The organism is Ktedonobacter sp. SOSP1-85 (assembly GCF_016587415.1).
Lineage (GTDB): Bacteria > Chloroflexota > Ktedonobacteria > Ktedonobacterales > Ktedonobacteraceae > Ktedonobacter.
The window spans coordinates 5,195,271-5,213,485 of the sequence record NZ_BNJI01000001.1 but is presented as its reverse complement, the minus strand read 5'-3'; the positions used below and the strand labels follow the sequence as shown (position 1 = coordinate 5,213,485).

16 protein-coding genes are annotated in these 18,215 nt (G+C 56.2%); 11 read left to right on the top strand and 5 right to left on the bottom strand.

What is annotated here, in order from left to right; all coding sequences use genetic code 11:
* Nucleotides 1–48: 48 nt before the first annotated feature.
* Nucleotides 49–303, bottom strand: a complete 255-nt coding sequence (locus KTE_RS21735; protein WP_201384559.1) for a hypothetical protein — start codon at nt 301–303, stop codon at nt 49–51.
* Nucleotides 304–537: 234 nt separating this feature from the next.
* Here KTE_RS21735 and KTE_RS21730 point away from each other — a divergent pair, with 234 nt between their 5' ends.
* Nucleotides 538–2,199: a RecQ family ATP-dependent DNA helicase gene (locus KTE_RS21730; protein ID WP_201384557.1), complete on the top strand. Its 1,662-nt coding sequence runs from the start codon at nt 538–540 to the stop codon at nt 2,197–2,199.
* An 80-nt stretch (nt 2,200–2,279) separates the two neighbouring features.
* Here KTE_RS21730 and KTE_RS21725 read toward each other — a convergent pair whose 3' ends face one another.
* A complete protein-coding gene (locus tag KTE_RS21725; protein ID WP_201384555.1) occupies nt 2,280–2,609 on the bottom strand; it encodes a hypothetical protein in 330 nt (109 codons plus the stop codon).
* Between the two features lie 652 nt (nt 2,610–3,261).
* Here KTE_RS21725 and KTE_RS21720 point away from each other — a divergent pair.
* From KTE_RS21720 to KTE_RS21685, 8 genes are all read left to right on the top strand, one after another.
* Nucleotides 3,262–4,563, top strand: a complete 1,302-nt coding sequence (locus KTE_RS21720; RefSeq protein WP_201384553.1) for an extracellular solute-binding protein — start codon at nt 3,262–3,264, stop codon at nt 4,561–4,563.
* 220 nt (nt 4,564–4,783) lie between these two features.
* Complete coding sequence (locus tag KTE_RS21715) at nt 4,784–5,725, top strand: carbohydrate ABC transporter permease (RefSeq protein ID WP_201384551.1); 942 nt, start codon at nt 4,784–4,786, stop codon at nt 5,723–5,725.
* Nucleotides 5,726–5,844: 119 nt separating this feature from the next.
* A complete protein-coding gene (locus tag KTE_RS21710; protein WP_201384549.1) occupies nt 5,845–6,708 on the top strand; it encodes a carbohydrate ABC transporter permease in 864 nt (287 codons plus the stop codon).
* Nucleotides 6,709–6,740: 32 nt separating this feature from the next.
* Nucleotides 6,741–7,928 (top strand): exo-beta-N-acetylmuramidase NamZ domain-containing protein, encoded by a 1,188-nt coding sequence (locus KTE_RS21705; protein ID WP_201384547.1) that lies wholly within the window; start codon nt 6,741–6,743, stop codon nt 7,926–7,928.
* A 108-nt stretch (nt 7,929–8,036) separates the two neighbouring features.
* Nucleotides 8,037–9,314: an anhydro-N-acetylmuramic acid kinase gene (locus tag KTE_RS21700; RefSeq protein ID WP_201384545.1), complete on the top strand. Its 1,278-nt coding sequence runs from the start codon at nt 8,037–8,039 to the stop codon at nt 9,312–9,314.
* Between the two features lie 28 nt (nt 9,315–9,342).
* Entirely contained in the window at nt 9,343–10,275 is a 933-nt protein-coding gene (gene murQ, locus KTE_RS21695; RefSeq protein WP_201384543.1) for an N-acetylmuramic acid 6-phosphate etherase, read from the top strand.
* Between the two features lie 357 nt (nt 10,276–10,632).
* Nucleotides 10,633–12,261, top strand: a complete 1,629-nt coding sequence (locus tag KTE_RS21690; protein WP_201384541.1) for a glycoside hydrolase family 3 protein — start codon at nt 10,633–10,635, stop codon at nt 12,259–12,261.
* Nucleotides 12,262–12,380: 119 nt separating this feature from the next.
* Nucleotides 12,381–13,319, top strand: a complete 939-nt coding sequence (locus KTE_RS21685) for a GNAT family N-acetyltransferase (protein ID WP_201384539.1) — start codon at nt 12,381–12,383, stop codon at nt 13,317–13,319.
* Between the two features lie 63 nt (nt 13,320–13,382).
* On the opposite strand, the gene KTE_RS21680 is transcribed toward KTE_RS21685, so the two are convergent.
* Both KTE_RS21680 and KTE_RS21675 read right to left on the bottom strand, forming a co-directional pair.
* Nucleotides 13,383–14,348: an MIP/aquaporin family protein gene (locus KTE_RS21680; protein WP_201384537.1), complete on the bottom strand. Its 966-nt coding sequence runs from the start codon at nt 14,346–14,348 to the stop codon at nt 13,383–13,385.
* 208 nt (nt 14,349–14,556) lie between these two features.
* The gene (locus KTE_RS21675; protein WP_007909897.1) at nt 14,557–14,823 is read right to left on the bottom strand and encodes a DUF6582 domain-containing protein; all 267 of its coding nucleotides are present in this window, start codon (nt 14,821–14,823) and stop codon (nt 14,557–14,559) included.
* 217 nt (nt 14,824–15,040) lie between these two features.
* Here KTE_RS21675 and KTE_RS21670 point away from each other — a divergent pair, with 217 nt between their 5' ends.
* Nucleotides 15,041–15,907 (top strand): aldo/keto reductase, encoded by an 867-nt coding sequence (locus KTE_RS21670; RefSeq protein WP_201384535.1) that lies wholly within the window; start codon nt 15,041–15,043, stop codon nt 15,905–15,907.
* A gap of 189 nt (nt 15,908–16,096) precedes the next feature.
* Here KTE_RS21670 and KTE_RS21665 read toward each other — a convergent pair whose 3' ends face one another.
* Entirely contained in the window at nt 16,097–16,324 is a 228-nt protein-coding gene (locus tag KTE_RS21665; protein WP_201368859.1) for a hypothetical protein, read from the bottom strand.
* Nucleotides 16,325–16,760: 436 nt separating this feature from the next.
* On the opposite strand from KTE_RS21665, the gene KTE_RS21660 reads away from it, so the two are divergent.
* Complete coding sequence (locus tag KTE_RS21660; protein WP_201384533.1) at nt 16,761–18,131, top strand: ABC transporter substrate-binding protein; 1,371 nt, start codon at nt 16,761–16,763, stop codon at nt 18,129–18,131.
* The last annotated feature ends 84 nt before the right edge of the window (nt 18,132–18,215 follow it).

Sequence of the window (18,215 nt, the reverse complement as noted above, 5' to 3'; positions counted from 1 at the left end):
GAGTCCTCTTTTTTGTTGTCCCAGGCATCTCTCCTTATATAACGCTCACTAATCCTGCCGCTTCTTCTCCTGGTCTTTCGCCGAACTATAGGCCTGTTGACGCTCCTGTTCAATATCCTCAGCTATATCCACTCTCCCCTCGACAGGGGGCTGTGAAAGCACCCCTGGCTCTCCTGACCCCACTGGCGAATACCTTTCTAAATCGTTCTCACGTCCAATATCGTCGCGTCCCTCTGCGGGAGGCAGCGAAGCCGGAATAGGAATATCATCGTGACGCTCTTCGGATTGGGGGAAGGTCTCCATGACGCTCGCTCCTTCATCGAGAATGGCGGCATACACATGGCCGCCTGCCAGGAAAAAAGATACTTTTTCTCTTCTCGTTATACAAGCAACAACAAGCACCTTAACGTTGGCTAAATTTTTTCGCTCCCGCAAATGTTGAGATCAGTCTCCGTTTTCTTTTTGCCAGATGAAGCGTTCTATATATGAGAGGCAAGCAATGAAGCTTAACTCAACACTAGAAAAGAGTTATACAGCATGGTACAGGATCACAAGCAGGTGCGCTCACGCAAAGTCCCGTTTGCGAAGATAGCATACGAAACCTTTGGCTACGATCAGTTACGCCCTGGACAACAAGAGGCACTCCAGGCGGTTTTCTCAGGACACGATACCCTGGCCGTCCTTCCAACAGGATCTGGGAAATCATTTATCTATCAATGTGCCGGGCACCTCCTCAAAGGGGCAACGGTCGTAGTCTCGCCCTTGATCGCGCTCCAGCGTGACCAGGTCGAAAATATTGAAGAACTCAACATCGGCAATGCCGCACTCATCAATTCAGTAGAGCGCGATGTAGAGGCAAGCACTATCCTGGAGGACCTGGAAGAGGGAGACCTGGAATTTCTCTTCCTGGCGCCCGAGCAATTCAACAACGCGGAGACGCTGGAGCGCCTTTGTCAGATCCAACCCTCGCTCTTTGTCATCGACGAGGCGCACTGCATCAGCGAATGGGGCCATGACTTCCGGCCCGAGTACCTGCGTCTCGGCTCGATTATTGAGGAGCTTGGACATCCTAGAATTCTGGCTTTGACCGCCACAGCCGCGCCCCCTGTGCGCGAAGAGATCCTTGAGCGCCTGCACATGCAAGATGCCAAAGTCATTGTCCAGGGCTTTGATCGCCCCAATATCTGGCTGGGTGTTGAGCGCTTTCAGGATGAACGCACCAAGAAAAAAGCGCTCGTCGAGCGGGTACAGGAGAACGCCAAACCAGGCATTATCTATGCCGCCACGCGCAAGCACACTGAGGAGGTGGCCGAGACACTTCAAGCAGTCGGTATCAAGGCCGCCTTCTATCACGCGGGCATGAAGGGTGAGGAACGCACCCAGGTTCAGTCGGACTTTATGGAAGACCGGGTCGAGGTCATCGTGGCCACGACCGCCTTTGGCATGGGTGTGGATAAGCCCAATGTACGCTTTGTCTACCACTATGATATCAGCGACTCGGTCGACTCCTACTATCAAGAGATTGGGCGTGCTGGTCGCGATGGCGAAGCGGCCAGGGCCATCCTCTTCTATAGCCCCAAGGATCTCAATATTCGCTATTTCCTCTCGGGACGCTCACCCGTTGACGCAGAAGAGGTAGAGCTGGTCGCGGAAACCATTCAGGAGCAGCCAGGTCCCATCACTACTAAAGAGCTAAGCGAGGCCCTCCATCTCTCCCAGACCAAAACCATGCAGATCCTCACTGCACTGGAAGAGCTCAACGTGATCGAAACCCTCTCCACTGGAGAAGTCGTCGCCAATCCCGAGTATACTGAGCATCACCAGGCCATCGAAGAGGCCATTCATATTGATGAAGCGCGCCGCCAGCATGATCGCTCACGCATTGAGATGATGCGCGGCTATGCCGAGCTCCATGACTGTCAGCGCGAATATATGCTCAACTACTTTGGCGAGGTCTTTGAAGGGCCATGCCAGAACTGCGCAAACTGCGATGCTGGTATCGTCACCACGAACATCCCTGTTGAGCAGCAACCCTTCCCCATTAACAGCCGCGTGCGGCATACCTCGTGGGGACCCGGACTGGTGATGCGCTACGAGGAAGATAAAATCATTGTGCTCTTTGATGAGGTTGGCTACAAAGCCCTCTCACTGACTGTTGTTCAGGAAAATAACCTCCTGGAATCACTGGTGAGCGCCTAGCAATACGCAGAGACCCCAAAAGAAGCCATGGCGAGTCGGATGATCCTCTCGCCATGGCTTCTGTACTTCCGCCTGCCAGGCTAGCGCGTCTGTAGGGAACCATGATCGTCGCAGTGGTCACCATGTGGATGATGCAGGTGCCCCTGATAGAGGTAATCATAGTGATCGCCATGGGGAACCTGCTCATGCTGGGAAACATCATGGCCGCCACAGGAGCACTCCATTGGCTGACACGAGGCGGGATTCTGCGCATTCACGCCAATCACATGCTCATCATAATGCCCCTCGTGGGGATGGTGCAGGTGACCTTCATGCAGATAGTCGATATGCCCCTCGTGGACGACCGCAGTATGACCACACTGCTCCGTATGTTCATGTTCGCCGTGCGTTTCATGCATAGAATGGGTCATGCGTTATCACCTCCTGATCGCTAAACGCTACCAAAGCAAGTATACTTTCTCAAGAGGACACGCACGCTTAAGCCATTTCGTCACTAGCCCGGCCATAAAGCTGCAAATGCGCTAGCCCCCACCAGGCACACACCCCTCCTGGCCCGCTACTGGCGTACGCGGCTACGCAGAAGTAGCCGCGTACGCCAGTAGCGGGCTACAACTATAAGCATTTATTTTCTACCCTTTTATACTAATCTCAACAAAAATAAAGCAAGCTCGCATGTTGACAGAAGAGATTCAGTGTGGCATAGTGTGAACAAGCAGTCTATTGGTATATACAACATATCAACTGCATAGCAATGGCAAGAAAGGTTGAGCGATATAAATAGTCACAATTCACGTGCAACCTTTTTTCATGCCTACGCACAGCGCGGATTCAAGCGGCGCGTTGCCTGAATCCTGATCAGCTCATAGACGAGTGTGTCCAGCGAGGAAGCTTTCGCTCCTGTGACCGATCCTCTTCTTGCAGGATCGCTCTTCCTTCTACCCTATTTCCCTTGTTCAGGTAGAAGTCCATACGAACTCTGGACCATTCCTCACGGCTTATTCGCGATACTGAGCATGTATCCTTTTTGTCTTCATCAAAGGAAACGAGGAGTATTTTAAAACTATGTATTCTACGACACGTCGACAATTTCTTGTGGATGGCGGCAAGGTCGTCGTCGGAACCAGTGCATTGGCTGCATTCCTCGCGGCCTGTGGCGATTCCGGTGCCAGTGCAGCATCAGGCACCCTCAACTACTGGGTCACAGGCTATCAGCCTCACGGTGCCAATAAGACCGGTAAACTCACTGATGCGGCAGCGGCAGCCTACAAAAAAGCCCATACTACTCTCAAGGACGTCAAAGCCACTGGCTACACGGGTGACCAGGCCGGCTTCACCAAGGTCACACAGGCGGTACGCGGCGGCACCTCTATCGACCTCTTCCGCTATCCTTCCGACAATCTGCCCTTGCTGATCAAGCAGGGATTGGTCGCTCCTATCGATGAGTATCTGAGCGCGGAAGACAAGGCAGATTTCTATCCCGATATCCTTAAATCCGTCACCTTTGACGGCAAGGTCTATGCCTGGCCGCTTTGGGTTCCCCCGGTGGCCATGTATCTCAACATCGATCTCTTTAAAGAGCGCGGCATCGAGTTGCCCAAAGATGATTGGACCTACGAGGAGTTTGTCGATATCGCGCAGCGCCTGACCTTCAAGCGCTCCAATGGGCAACAGGTCTATGGCTATACAGGTGCCATCGATCCCGACCTGGTCAATACCTGGTCCTTCCTCCTGGGTGATGGGGCGACGCCTCTCTCCGAGGATAACAAGAAATATACTCTCAATACCCCTGAGGGCGTGAGTGGCCTACAGAAGCTGGTTGACCTGGCACAAAAGTATAAGGTTACGCCTCCCGACTTTGGCACGCAGTCGCCCGACGATATTGGCACCGGCTTTAGCCAGAACAAGAATTACGCGATGTACAGCGCACCCAGCGGTGACTCCAGTGGCTACCGCCAGTTGGGCCTGAACTTTGAAGTGCGCGCCATGCCTGTCGGCAAACGCAACAAACCCTTCACGGTTGGCGGTGTAGGTCTGATTGTGGTTGGCAAGCACAGCAACAAGGGTCAGGAGAAGCTGGCTATGGACTTCGCCAACTACCTGACGGGCAAGCAGGTTGGCACGGATGTCAACGGCTACTATCTGGCTCCGGGCGCGCGTAAATCTATTACGGTGCTTGATCCCATCAACAAGTTCTCGCCTCTTGTGGCCAGCACGTACTTTATGCCCATCATTGCGCAGTGGTCTCAGATTCGTACCCTGATCCACTCACAGTTGCAAAACGCGGTGCTGGGCAAGTCTTCCGCGCAAGAGGCACTCAATGCCCCTGCCGACGAGATCAATTCGATCCTTTCCAGCAATGCGTAAGCACGCATAAGAGAGGACGCGAGTGTACAGGCACGTTCTTGTACACTCGTGCTTCCCCTGAGCCATGAAGGACACAGCCTGCTCCTGATGTACATAGATATAAGGGGGCACCTGACTCACCTCGGGGCATACTGGCGGCGTCACAATCGTCTGTCGCACGGTCCTCTCCTCTCGCAATGTACTACCCTGACCCTTTCAACATCATCACAGGAGAATGGTCATGTCAGACATATCACTGTCACGTGCGGAGAAGCGCACGCCGTCTCGCCCATCGGGTGCGTTCGGGCGCACTCTGAAAAAACACGGCTGGAGTTACTTCTTCATTCTACCCAGCATGCTTACCTTTGCCATCTTCACGCTCTTTCCTATCCTGTGGGCGCTGGTCATCTCCTTCCAGGATAGCGATATCGTGACGACCGGCAAGTGGATTGGCCTCAAAAACTATGTCTCGGCCTTCACCACAGAGGGGGGTATCTTCCTTAAGTCTATCGAGAATACCCTCTACTACACAGTCATTACCGTCATCGCCAATATTCTGATCGCGCTCGTCCTCGCCGGGCTGATTCAAAAGCGCGGCAAGATCGCGAAGACCTTCTTCCTGGCGGCGTTCTACCTGCCCGCAGTCTCCAGTTCCGTTATTGTGGCGATTACCTGGAAGTGGATCTTCAACTCTGAATATGGCATGCTCAACTATTTACTGAGCCTGGTGCATATCGCCCCCATCCGCTGGCTCTCCGATCCCAATGTGGTCCTCAATAGCATCACACTCTCTACGGTGCTCACCATTCCCGCGACCGGCGTGGTGCTCTTTAATGCCGCCATGGCCAGCATTCCACCCGAGTTCTACGAAGCGGCTCAGATCGATGGTGCTGGCCCCATTCAACGCTGGTGGTATATCACCCTTCCGCTGATCAAGTCAACCACGCTCTACCTGGTCGTGCTCTATACCATCGCCAGTTTCCAGGTCTTTGAGAAGTTCTTCGTCATGGTGAAGAGTGGTGTGGGTACCAGCACCCAGGTGATGGTAACGCAGATCTACGAAAATGGCTTCCAGCAGTCACGCTATGGCGTTGCCTCCGCGCAAGCCTTTATCCTCTTCTTGATGATCGCCTCCGTAGCTGTGGTACAGTTCCGTATGCTCCGCAGCGATGTGGAATACTAGGATCTTATTCCGAAACCCAACGTCACTCGCGTGCCTAGCGCTTCCCCATTCGGGGACAAGCGGTGGCACGGCAAGCGCGCTCAGGGTTTTCGGAGAAGTAGTAGGTTGGAGTGTCAGTAATGGCTCAAGCAGAACTCAAACAGCGGAGCGTGACTCCGCGCAGGATCAAATGGGGAAGCGTCGCACCCTGGCTCGTGCTCCTTATCGTTGCTGTCATCGCGCTCTGGCCGATGTACTGGCTCTATGTAACGGCCTTTACGCCGACCACATTTTCGCTCAAGACGCCCCCGGATTTCTTTCCCGTACACGCAGACATATCGAACTTCCAGCGCCTGCTCAGCCAGGCCACCGATTACTGGAGCTGGGGGGCAAACAGCCTGACGGTCTCCATCGTCATTACCCTGTTCCATATTCTCTTCGATACGATGGCGGGTTATGCCTTCGCGAAACGTAAGTTTCCTGGTCGCACCATTCTCTTCTGGGTCGTGATCGGCACGATGATGATTCCAACATACGTGACCCTGGTTCCCATGTACCTGGTCACGCAGCAGCTCAACCTGATCGACTCGCTCTGGGCCGTAATTCTACCAGGTTTCGCCAATGTCTTTGGCATCTTCTTGATGCGCCAGTATATCCAGACCCTCCCCACAGAGCTGCTGGATGCCGCTCGTATAGACGGCTGTGGCGAGATGGGCGTCTTCTGGCATGTGATCCTGCCTCTGTGTCGGCCTGCGGTTGGCGCACTGGCCATCTTTACCTTCGTCCAACACTGGAATGATTTCCTCTGGCCCTTGATCGTATTGCAGTCCAGCAATCACTATACGCTCTCCGTTGGGGTGGCCAGCTTGCAGGGCGAGTTCACCACAGATTATGGTATCATTTTTGCAGGCGCTGCCCTGGCCGCGCTTCCGATGATCATCTTCTTCCTGATCTTCCAGCGCAACTTCCTCTCTGGTGTGCGCATGGGCGCGATCAAGGGATAAGACCATAACCTGTTGAGCGAAAGGAGTATCTCATGAAGGGGTCCACCCACGCTGTCGTCCAGAATGGACTCGATGTCTTACTGGCGGGAGGAGTGCCAAGCCTACACGGGAAACGTTTGGGACTGATTACCAATCCAACGGGTATCAACAGGGCGCTCCAGGGCGGCGTTGATCTCCTGCACGCCGACCCGCGCTTCGGGCTTTGCGCACTCTTTGGACCCGAACATGGCATGCGCGGCGATGCCCAGGCCGGTGTACATGTACAGGCCAGCACAGACTCACGCACCGGCCTCCCGGTCTACAGCCTCTATGGCGAGACCCGGCGACCACGTCCCGAGATGCTCCAGGGGCTGGATGTCCTGCTCTTTGACCTCCAGGATATCGGCGTGCGCTACGCGACCTATCTCTCAACCCTGGTCTACGCCATGGAGGCCGCGGCGGAGGCCGGGCTACTCTTTGTGGTTCTGGATCGCCCCAATCCGCTTGGTGGCCAGCTCCTGGCAGGCAATATCCTCCATCCCGATTTTAGCTCCTTTGTCGGCATCGCCAATATCCCCGTCTGCCATGGACTGACGGTCGGCGAGTTCGCACGTCTGTATGCCGCTGAACATGCACTGCCTGAACCCATGGTGGTGGCGATGCGGGGCTGGCGGCGCGATCTCTGGTTTGATCAGCTCGAGCTGCCCTGGGTGCAGCCCTCACCCAACCTGCCGACGCTGGACGCGGTGGCGCTCTACCCCGCGACCTGTCTGCTTGAAGGTCTCAGTTGCTCTGAGGGACGCGGCACGACGCGCCCTTTTGAAATCCTGGGCGCGCCCGATATCGATCCCTTCGTCCTGGCGGAGACCCTCACGGTCCATGCCTTGCCTGGAGTGGCCTTCCGCCCGCTCTATTTCACGCCAACCTTCTCCAAACACGCTCAGACGCGCTGTGGAGGCATACAGGTCTACCTGCTGGACCGGGCACAGATCCCTCTCATGGAACTGGGGCTACACCTGCTGGCGGACCTGCGCCGCCTCTCACCGCTCTCACGGACCTGGATTCAGGGTGAGAATGGCACCTATTTTCTCGACCTGCTCTGCGGCAGCGACCAGGTGCGCCTGGCCCTGGAGGCCGGCGCAAGCGTAGCAGAGATCACGGCGAATTGGGAGGGTGGCCTGGCTGCTTTCGCGCAGCGACGCGCCCCTTTCTTGCTCTACCAGGATGGTATACAGGAGTAGGGTCCATGCTGGCATGGACTACGAGCGAAGCGGCGTTCCCCTGGCGGGAGTCCATGCCAGCATGGACCCTACATGCTGTCTCGCACTTAAGAAAGGAGCACACATCCGATGCGCGTACTTGGCCTGAACTCGGGTACCTCCGTTGACGGCATCGACCTGGCTCTCTGCGAGTTTCTGCCTGTCGCACCAGGCGAACTCTCGCTGCGCCTTTTGGCATATGAAGAGGCCAGCTTCCCCGCATCCTTGCGCCAACAGGTGCTCAACATCCTGCGCATGCCCCAGGCGCACCTGGCAGACCTGACAGAGCTAAACTTTCTCCTGGGAGCGGCATTCGCCGAAGCCGTCGAGATCTTCTGCCTTCATCAGCAGGTCTCACACGCCGATATCGACCTGGTCGCCTCTCATGGGCAGACGCTCTATCACCTCGTTGAACCTGGACGCGTCCGCTCAACCTGGCAAACCGGCGAGGCGGCGGTAATCGCGCAACGCCTGGGCATAAGCGTCGTGGCTGATATGCGCGTGGCCGATGTCGCCGCGGGCGGGCAGGGGGCGCCCCTGGCCTCATTCTTTGACGCCCTGCTCTTTAGCGACCCGCAGCAGACACGCGCCCTGCAAAACATAGGCGGCATCGGCAACGTAACCTTTCTCCCGGCGGGTCAGGGTCCATCCGGGGCCTACGCCTTTGATACTGGCCCGGGCAATGTGCTTATCGATGCCGCGGTCCGCCACTACACGCAAGGGGCGCGCCACTTTGACCGCGACGGAGCACTGGCACGCCAGGGCACAGTTGATGAGAGCCTGGTAAGCCAGGTCCTGGCCCATCCCTATTTTCACCAGTTGCCCCCCAAAACCACCGGGCGCGAACTGTTTGGCGATGCCTTCGCGGCCCAGCTCATCGCCCAGGCCACAGACGCGGGTCTCTCACCCGAAGATACCATCGCGACGCTTACCGCCATCACAATCGAGAACATCATTCACGCCTACCGCACCTATGGTCCGGCGCACCTGGACGAGGTCCTGGTCGGTGGTGGCGGCGGCTATAACCCTGTACTCATGCAGGGCCTACAGGCGGGCCTTCCCACCACACGAGTCCGCCTCTTCGAAGAGACGGGCCTTCCCGCCGGGGCTAAGGAGGGTATCCTCTTCGCCCTGTTGGGGCATGAGTGCCTCTATGGCCGCGCCAACAATCTACCAGGCAGCACAGGGGCAAGCACACCCGCCATTCTGGGCAAGATCGTGCCAGGGCGCAATTATCGCCAGCTTCTCCGCCAGGTACACGCAGACCTGGCACACGAGGAAGAGACGAGCACAGCAGGCACCTATCCCATGCTGCACCGCCTGCACCTCATACAAAACACCGTGCCCGCACCGGGCACACAGCAATAGTAAACACACCACCAGGAGTAACGCATATATGTCGAGTTCATCAGGACAGCCAGAACTCAATCTTCAGGCTATGGAGACTGAGGGGGCCAATCCCGCCAGCGCGCAAATCGACCAAATGAGCGCACTTGAGATTGTTCAGGTCATGAATGCGGAGGACGCCAGGGTCGCCCTGGCCGTACAGCAAGAACTACCTCAGATCGCGCTTGCCGTGGAGGAGAGTGCCAAACGTCTGCGCCAGGGAGGGCGCCTGATCTATCTTGGCGCGGGTACCTCTGGTCGCCTGGGCATTCTGGATGCCTCGGAATGTCCCCCCACCTTTAGCACACCGCCAGAGTTAGTGATAGGCTTGATCGCGGGCGGTCCTCCCGCCATCCTGAAGGCGGTCGAGGGAGCGGAAGATAACCCCGAGGGTGGCAAGGCCGACCTGCAACAGTTGCATATTGAGGCCAGAGACATTGTGGTTGGTATCGCCGCCAGCGGGCGCACTCCCTATGTCCTGGGAGCCGTCACTTACGCCCGCGAGGTTGGCGCATTGACCGTGGGGCTCGCCTGCAACTCACAGACGCCCCTGCATTCCACAGTCGATATCATGATCGCGCCCGTGGTTGGTCCCGAGGTTGTCAGTGGCTCCACGCGCCTCAAAGCGGGCACCGCGCAGAAGATGGCGCTCAATATGCTCAGTACCAGTGTCATGATTCTGCTGGGCAAGACCTATGGTAACCAGATGGTCGACGTGCATGCCTCAAACTATAAGCTCCAGCGCCGGGCCAGCAAGATCGTGCAGACCATCGCTGGCATTGAGCAGGAGCAGGCCGATGCTCTGCTTGCCCAGTGCGACGGGGAGACTAAGACTGCGATTGTGGTCGCGCGCGCTCATGTCAGCCCACAGGAGGCTCGTCAGCAGCTCGCGGCACACCAGCAGGTCTTGCGCGCCACCCTTGTGGCCTTGCAGGCAGAGTAACCTGGCACACACAAACGAAAGACCTATTACATGACCTCTATATCTAAGAATGTGATAATATTGTGATAGTTGCGGTCAATGACGAGCGCGATGCATGCCAGTTATAGTTGTTTTTGCGCGTTTTGAATCAAGTTCTATGGAAGATTGATCATCTACGCGGGAATGGCGGGGAAGCCTCTTCGCTTCACGTAGCCGAAGGCGAGTCGCAGCAGCGGCGTTGTGAAATAGAATCCAGACAGGGATGTTGCCCACACCTCTCTTCCTTCTACAGGATTTGGTATGACGCGCCTGTACGTCAAACATATTATTTTCGCTTCACGCGGCTTGCACAGCCTGGTGAAGAAAGGATGGGGACACATGTCTGATTACACCCGAGGCATGGAGCTTGAGCGGCAGATCGGGCAACTGCTCAGTGTTGGCTTCTATGGTACCACCCCAACGCCTGAAATCATTGATTTAATCCAGAATCACCATGTCGGAAACATTATTTTCTTCGCGCGCAATATCGAGAGCGCCCACCAGGTCCACCAGCTTACCAGCGAGCTACAACGTATCGCACGCGATGCTGGTCATCCTTACCCCCTGCTGATCTCGACAGATCAGGAGAACGGCATGGTGCGCCGTTTCGGCAAAAGCTCGACGAGTTTCCCCGGCAATATGGCCCTTGGCGCCATCGATAGCGAACAGGAGACTTACGAGATCACCCTGGCAACGGGCAAAGAGCTTAAGGCGCTGGGTGTCAATATGAATCTGGCTCCGGTCGCCGACGTCAACAACAATCCCGCCAACCCGGTGATTGGCGTGCGCTCCTTCGGTGAGCATGCTCCCCGCGTCTCGCGCCATCTCGTGGCCGCGATTAAGGGCTACCAGGAATCGGGCGTCATTACCAACCTGAAGCACTTCCCCGGCCATGGCGATACTGCTGTCGACTCCCACCAGGCCCTGCCGGTCATCCCGCATACCCTCGAACGCCTTGAGGAGATTGAACTGGTGCCCTTCCGCGCTGGCATCGCCGCCGGGGCCGATTCAATCATGATCGCGCACGTCTACCTTCCAGCCTTGATGAAAGAGGAGATGCTACCCGCGACAATCTCCCGCGAGATCATTACGGGAATCCTGCGCGAGCGGCTGGGCTTTAATGGCGTTATCACCACCGATTGCCTGGAGATGAACGCGCTGGCAGACACGGTTGGCATTCCACGCGGGACGGTGATGGCCCTGCAAGCCGGTGCCGATATCGCCCTGATCTCCCATCACTACGAGTATCAGAAGGCGGGCCTTGCCGCAGTCCTTGAAGCCGTGCAGAAGGGCGAACTGACAGCAGCTCAGATCACCAGCGCCGCCGAGCGTGTGCTTCAACTCAAAGCCAGTTACCTCTCCTGGGACGATCTGCCACAGGAAGAGAGTGTGCGCCAGATCGCGATTCCCGAGCATCTCGACCTGAGCAAGCGCGCCTTCGCACATTCGACCACGCTGGTACGCAACGCCCAGCAGCTTGTACCCATGACAGGCGAGCAGGCACAACACCCGCTCTTCCTCTTCCCAGAGACCGATCACGCCACCTTCGCCGCCGACCGCTACCCCTCGCTGGAGGAACTCCAGGTCGCTATTACGGAGCATTTCCCCACGGCAGAGGTTCTGGCCGTCCCCAGTCAGCGCGACGAGGCAACGGAGGCCCGGCTGCAAGGCGCCATTGCCAGCAGTTCTACACTCGTTGTCGTCACTGTTAACGCGAACCGCTACCAGCCCCAGGCGGACCTGGTACGCTCCCTGCTACAACAGGAGAAGCCAGTCATTGGCCTGGCCGTCTATGACCCCTATGACCTGCTGGCCTTCCCTGAACTGGAGACCTACCTGGTCACCTATGAATACACCCTGCCAGCCTTTGAGGCCGCGCTGGATGTCTTACAAGGCAAACAGGCCGCTCAGGGCAAGCTTCCAGTAAGCATTCCTGGCTTGCACGAGCGGGGCCACCGCGCAGAATAGCTCGCCCTGGTTATGGGTGTGCTATAAGTAGCCGCGTACGCCAGTAGCGGGCTTACTGTGGCACACCCATAACCAGCAATCCCTCAGGCAAGAGGTTAAGAAAGAAAGTTCTTTTTGCTATGGCACACCATTTTGCTATCTTTGAGCTAGAACGCGACCTGGACGACCTGGTCACGCTCTGGCAGAGCACTGTTGGCTCGCAATGGCCGCTTAGTGCCGAGCGCATCCAACTGGTTCTCAACGGACCAGAGGCACACCATTTTACTCTCCGCGAGGAGGGTAGGCTGATCGCCTTCGCGGCCACTTTCCAGAGTCCACGGGGACACGACAAGGTTGGGCATCTCGCCGCACTCCTGGTCGCCCCTGATAAACAACGCCAGGGAATCGGCAGTGAGCTACATGATGTGGCCTTCAACTACTTGCAACAGCAGCCGGGTCTGCGCGCCATCCAGCTTGGCAGCATCTATCCACGCTTCTGGTGCGGCGTACCAACCAACCTGCCCGTCGCGCCATTCTTCGCCCGCAAAGGCTGGCAACTGGATGAGATCGTCTATGACATGGTCCGCGACCTGCGCGACTTTAGCATCCCCACACGTATTGTTGAGCGTATGCAGCGCGAGGGCATTCGCTTTGAGGTTGCCACCCCCGAGACGATTGACGCGCTACGAGCCTTCGAGGAGCGCGAGTTTTATAACTGGCTGCGCGCGGTGAACTATATGGCGAGCGTGGGCGATTACCAGGACCTGCTCATCGCTTTCGATGGAGAGCGCGTAGTTGGCTCGCTCGTCACCTCCAGCCCTCAGTCCAACACTGAGCGTACCGATGTCATCTGGCAGGGTCTGCTGGGCGAGGACGCTGGCTCCCTGGGTTCAGTCGGAGTGGCCGTCTCCGAGCGCGGACGAGGCATCGGCATCGCCCTGGTGGCCTACGCCTCAGAGATCCTCAAACAACGCGGTGTCCGCAACTGCTATATTGACTGGCTCGTCCTGACCGACTTCTATGGTAAGCTCGGTTACGAGAACTGGCGCACCTACCAGCCCTCCTGGCGCGAGCTCTAGCCATAAGCAAGGCCAGCCTGCACAGTTCAGACAAGCTGGCCTTAAGCATTTGTACAAGTCCGCTTAGCGCTCGCGGAATGTTCTCCCGCGACCCTCTTCGCGAACCGGACGCCCACGCGTCTCTTCGCGAATTGGACGCCCACCTGTATCCACATGCATATCTGGCTCGCGCACTGCCTCGCCACGCGTTACGGCTGTGCCCGAACGCGTCATGCCACGTTCCGCCAGCACGCGCCCAATAGTATAGTCATAGCCAAAGGCCGCGATCAGCCCGCCCACAATGGGCGCCACAATGGGGACCCAGGTGTAGCTATTCAGCGCACCCAATCCACCACCAGCCAGGGTCATCCACAGACGCGGGCCAAAGTCACGCGCAGGGTTGACCGCAAAACCAGTAATTATGCCAAGCGAACAACCGATAGCTGCAAGCACCAGGCCAATGATCAAGGGATTGAGGTTCGCCTGCACAGGCTGATTGCGTGCATCCACAATTGCCAGGATCAAGCCAACGAGCATGGCTGTGCCCATCGCTTCAGCACAAAACGCTCCAAACAGACCCACAAAATCTCGTTTCCCCGTGTAGAAGGCTAATCCTACCTTATTAACATTGGCGGCATTCAAGGACGCCCCACCTAGTGTATGCGTGATTGCACCACGATAGACAAAGAAAAGGAAGGCCGCCGCCACAAACGCGCCAAGAAACTGCGCCACGATATAGGGCCCCACTTTATTCCAGGGGAAACGCCTGGTGGCCGCAAAACTTATGGTCACCGCCGGATTGAGATGTGCTCCGCTAATCGCGCCCGCGATATAGATGCCCAGCATCAGCGCAAAACCCCACCCGAAAAAGACTACCGGCCAGGTATTGGCAAAAAAGGCGTTCGTCCCTGCGATATTGTTGAATAGAAGGAAGGAAGCGACCGCGCCATTTCCTAACAGCACGAGCACAAAGGTCCCGATAAACTCTGCCAGCGCCTCGCCGCCAACCCCAGCCAGAGGCGCAACTGGATGTACTGCTCGATTTGCCATATGTTTCTCAAACTCTCATCTTGGACTAAGGATAACATCTCGTCATATCACACAAGCGCAGCAATACCTATCTCTCGACCTAGGTAGTTTTAGTATAAATAACATACATACTCCTCTCTTCTCAAGACCACGCCGGAGTATATCCATAGCAAGAGAGGCGGGCACGACCGCGGTTGTGCCCGCCTCTCTTGCTATGGATATACTCCATCTAATCGCGGGGGACCTCGCGCTCATTCTGCTCAAACAAATCATGCCAATCGTTTTCACGCAGGTCGACGTCAAATTTCTTGGCTGCTTTCTGGATACGATGCCAGGCCTCTTCACGCTCTTCGTTCGATACCCCCTGCACCTGGTTAAAACGCGCTACCGCCTCCTGCACATGACGTGCGTCAATCAGCGGCTCTTTGCGCTCCTTAGGAAATGCAAAGGCGCTCTCTGGCAGATTCTCTTTATCTTTATCTGAAAGTTTACTCATCACAAAACGCTCCTTTCTCTCTCTATCACGATGCGCAAGAAGGGAGTGTTTCTCTTGAGCTCGTGCCAGAGAAGAGACAAGCCAACCTTGCGTTCAGGTAGGAAAATACTCTATACTTTTAGGACCGGGTTATCTACAAGATGAGAGACGACGCTTCATACATGCCCATCTATCCGTCGCTTATCAAACAAGCGATCTAGCAAAGGTGCATACTAACATGTCAATTCCCACACTTCCCTTTGGTCGTACTGGCCATTTCAGCACACGTACCCTCTTTGGGGCGGCCGCCCTTGGCTCCCTTTCGCAGGCCGAGGCGGATCAGACCCTTGAGGTACTGCTCCAATATGGTGTCAATCATATCGATGTCGCCGCCAGCTATGGCGAGGCGGAACTACGCCTGGCTCCCTGGCTCAAGCAGCATCGCGACCACTTCTTTCTCGCGACCAAGACCGGCGAACGCACGGCAGACAAGGCCCGTGAGGAACTTCACCGCTCGCTTGAACGCATGGGGGTGGAGTATGTTGATCTCTGGCAACTACATAACCTGGCCGATCCCATTGAATGGGATATCGCACTTAGTCCAGGTGGCGTACTAGAGGCAGCCATTGAGGCAAAAAAAGCGGGGCTGGTACGCGCCATTGGCGTGACCGGGCATGGGTTGCAGATCGCCGCGACCCATCGCCGCAGCCTTGAACGCTTTGATTTCGATTCGGTGCTCCTGCCCTACAACTATCTCACCCTACAAAATTCCTACTACGCGGAGAACTTTAACGCGCTAGTAGCAACCTGCCAGCAGCGCAATGTGGCGGTGCAAACCATCAAGTCTATCGCCTATCGCCCCTATATGGGTCGCGATCACACACATAATACCTGGTACGCGCCACTAACGGAGCAGGAAGATATTGATCGCGCGGTCCACTGGGCACTGAGCCGCCCCGGCATCTTCCTCAACACAGCAGGCGATGTCACCCTGCTTCCCAAGGTACTCGACGCGGCCAGCCGCTTCGAAGCCAGCACCACACCTGCTGAACACGAGATGCAGGGCATGGTCGACCGCCTGGGCATGGAACCACTCTTCGTCTAACGAGAAGGCGAGCAAGCGCTACTGACGTACGCGCCTAAAAAATACGCGGGAGGACGCGCCACACACTTACGCGTTCTCCCGCTCTTTTTCATTGCCAGGTACAAACTGTCTCATCACTCCTGCATTCCCAGGCGGCCTCATTGCCGTTCAAGCTGCTAGAGCTATGACAATTTCCCTGGCTGCACAGGCCTACATGCCTGTTGCGTAACGGCTATTCTCCTTTGCGTTCACGGCCTGGTAGATGTCCTCCTTATGCCGCGAGAGCAGATTGAGCAGGCCCAGCATCTCCTCGGCATCCATGCTGCCATAGAAACCACTGGGGTCCCCTACCTGGTGGTAGTAGAACTTTAACGTGCCGTTCTCCAGGCAAGATTGATAGCGACCAATGCGAACACACTCTTGTGCCTTGTTGTCCATGACAAACTCCTCATTGATTTTCAAGATGGCACGGCTTCATTGCGTACCTCTCAAATTGAACAGACACATGCATTACTTGTGTTCATAAGCCTACACACACAAAGCCTATGAACTACACACACTACTACTATACCGTATTTTCTTGCTATGTGGAATACTTACGAAACCCGTGTACGCCCAAAATGTTACTTTTAACTGCCTCTGTCACCTGGTACTGTTTGTTCTAGCTATATGTTGTGCTCGTTTTGGCTCTTTCTTTTCCCCGCCGCGTTGTAACCATTTTCGCCATCCTTGTGTTCTAGAAGATAGAAAGCATGGGCTGGTTAGTAGAGTAGTGGGTGCGGGCAGCCAAAGGCCGCCCGCACCCACTACTCTACTAACCCTGCCTTATTACGTGTCGCAAAGATGCGGCACAACAGTAGGAGGCTGGCCGTTCATGAAGAAACGCCACACATTTTCACTTTTCTTTACCTTTCTCCTGATCTTCCTGCTCACAGCCTGCGGCGGTAGCGATACCGGCAGTTCTGGCGGCAATGGAGGTAGCGGAGATACGCACCAGGGACTTACAGGCGGAAATAGTTATATCGCCTGCCCCGGCAATACCAACGATAAGACCGCAGATAAAGAGAGCGGCACCGTGACACTCACCGTCGCAGGCTGGTCCTCCTCACCCGCTGAGGATGCGCTGGTCCAGCAAAACTTGAATAAATTCGAGGACGCTCATCCCAATATTAAATTGAAGTGGTCCCCCATCACTGGCGACTATGCGACCAAGATGCGCGCTAATATCGCCAGTGGCAATGTGCCGGATGTCTTCTATCTCTCAACCGACATGGCACCCGAGTATATCACTGCAGGCAAATTGCTCGATCTCTCGCCCTATATGAGCAAGTCGAATGTGAGCACCAAGGACTATTATGATTCTCTGATCACGCCCTTTAGCTGTAAGGGCGGCCAGGTCTACGGCCTGCCAAAGGACTGGGGTACGCTGGGCGTCTTCTACAATAAGAAAATGTTCCAGGACGCGGGCGTGAGTCTGCCAACGGCGAACTGGACCTGGAACGATATGCGCTCCATGGCCAAGAAGCTGACCAAGTCCGGCAATGCCGCGACTTCAACCTATGGCATTACCCTGGGAGCTGCTTCACAGCGCTGGCTCCCCTTCATGCTCGCCGATGGCGGCAAGGTGCTTAATTCCGATGATTCCGCCTCGGCCTTTAACAGTCAGGCAGGCATCGATTCGCTCAAATTCTACACCGGCTTCCAGAAGGATGGTTCCTCGGTACAGCCTGGGGATGTCGCGGCCGGCTGGGCTGGCGATGCCTTTGGTAAGAAGCGCGCGGCGATGGCCCTGGAAGGTCCATGGCTCATCCCCTATATGCAGCAGAACTTCCCTGATGTGGACTATGATATCGCGCCAGTTCCCCTGGCCCCCAATGGCAAACGTGCGGACCTGATCTTTACCAACTCCTGGTCCGCCTACACCAGCACGAAGCATCCCGAAGCCTCATGGGAGTTGATCCAGTACATGACAGGCAAAGATGTCCAGGGCAGTCAGTTGCATGCCGGTTTCGCCCTGCCTTCGCTCAAGAGCCTGGCTAACGATTCCTACTTTGAGCAGCACCCTGGCTTTAAGACGCTCTTCGAGGCCGCGACCTACGGCTATGCCGACAACTTTGGCCCACATACCGACAAGATTCACTCGCTGCTCGACGCTGCTGTTGAGAAGGCCCTGCTCGGGAAAGCCAGCCCCCAGGATGCCTTGAAGGAGGCCGAGAACAAGATCAATAACGAACTGAACTCCTGATCACCTGTTCTCTATCGTTTGTAATACGCCTGTCGCCCTGTCTCTCCTTCTTCCCCGGGAGTACAGGGCGGCAGGCCCTATCCC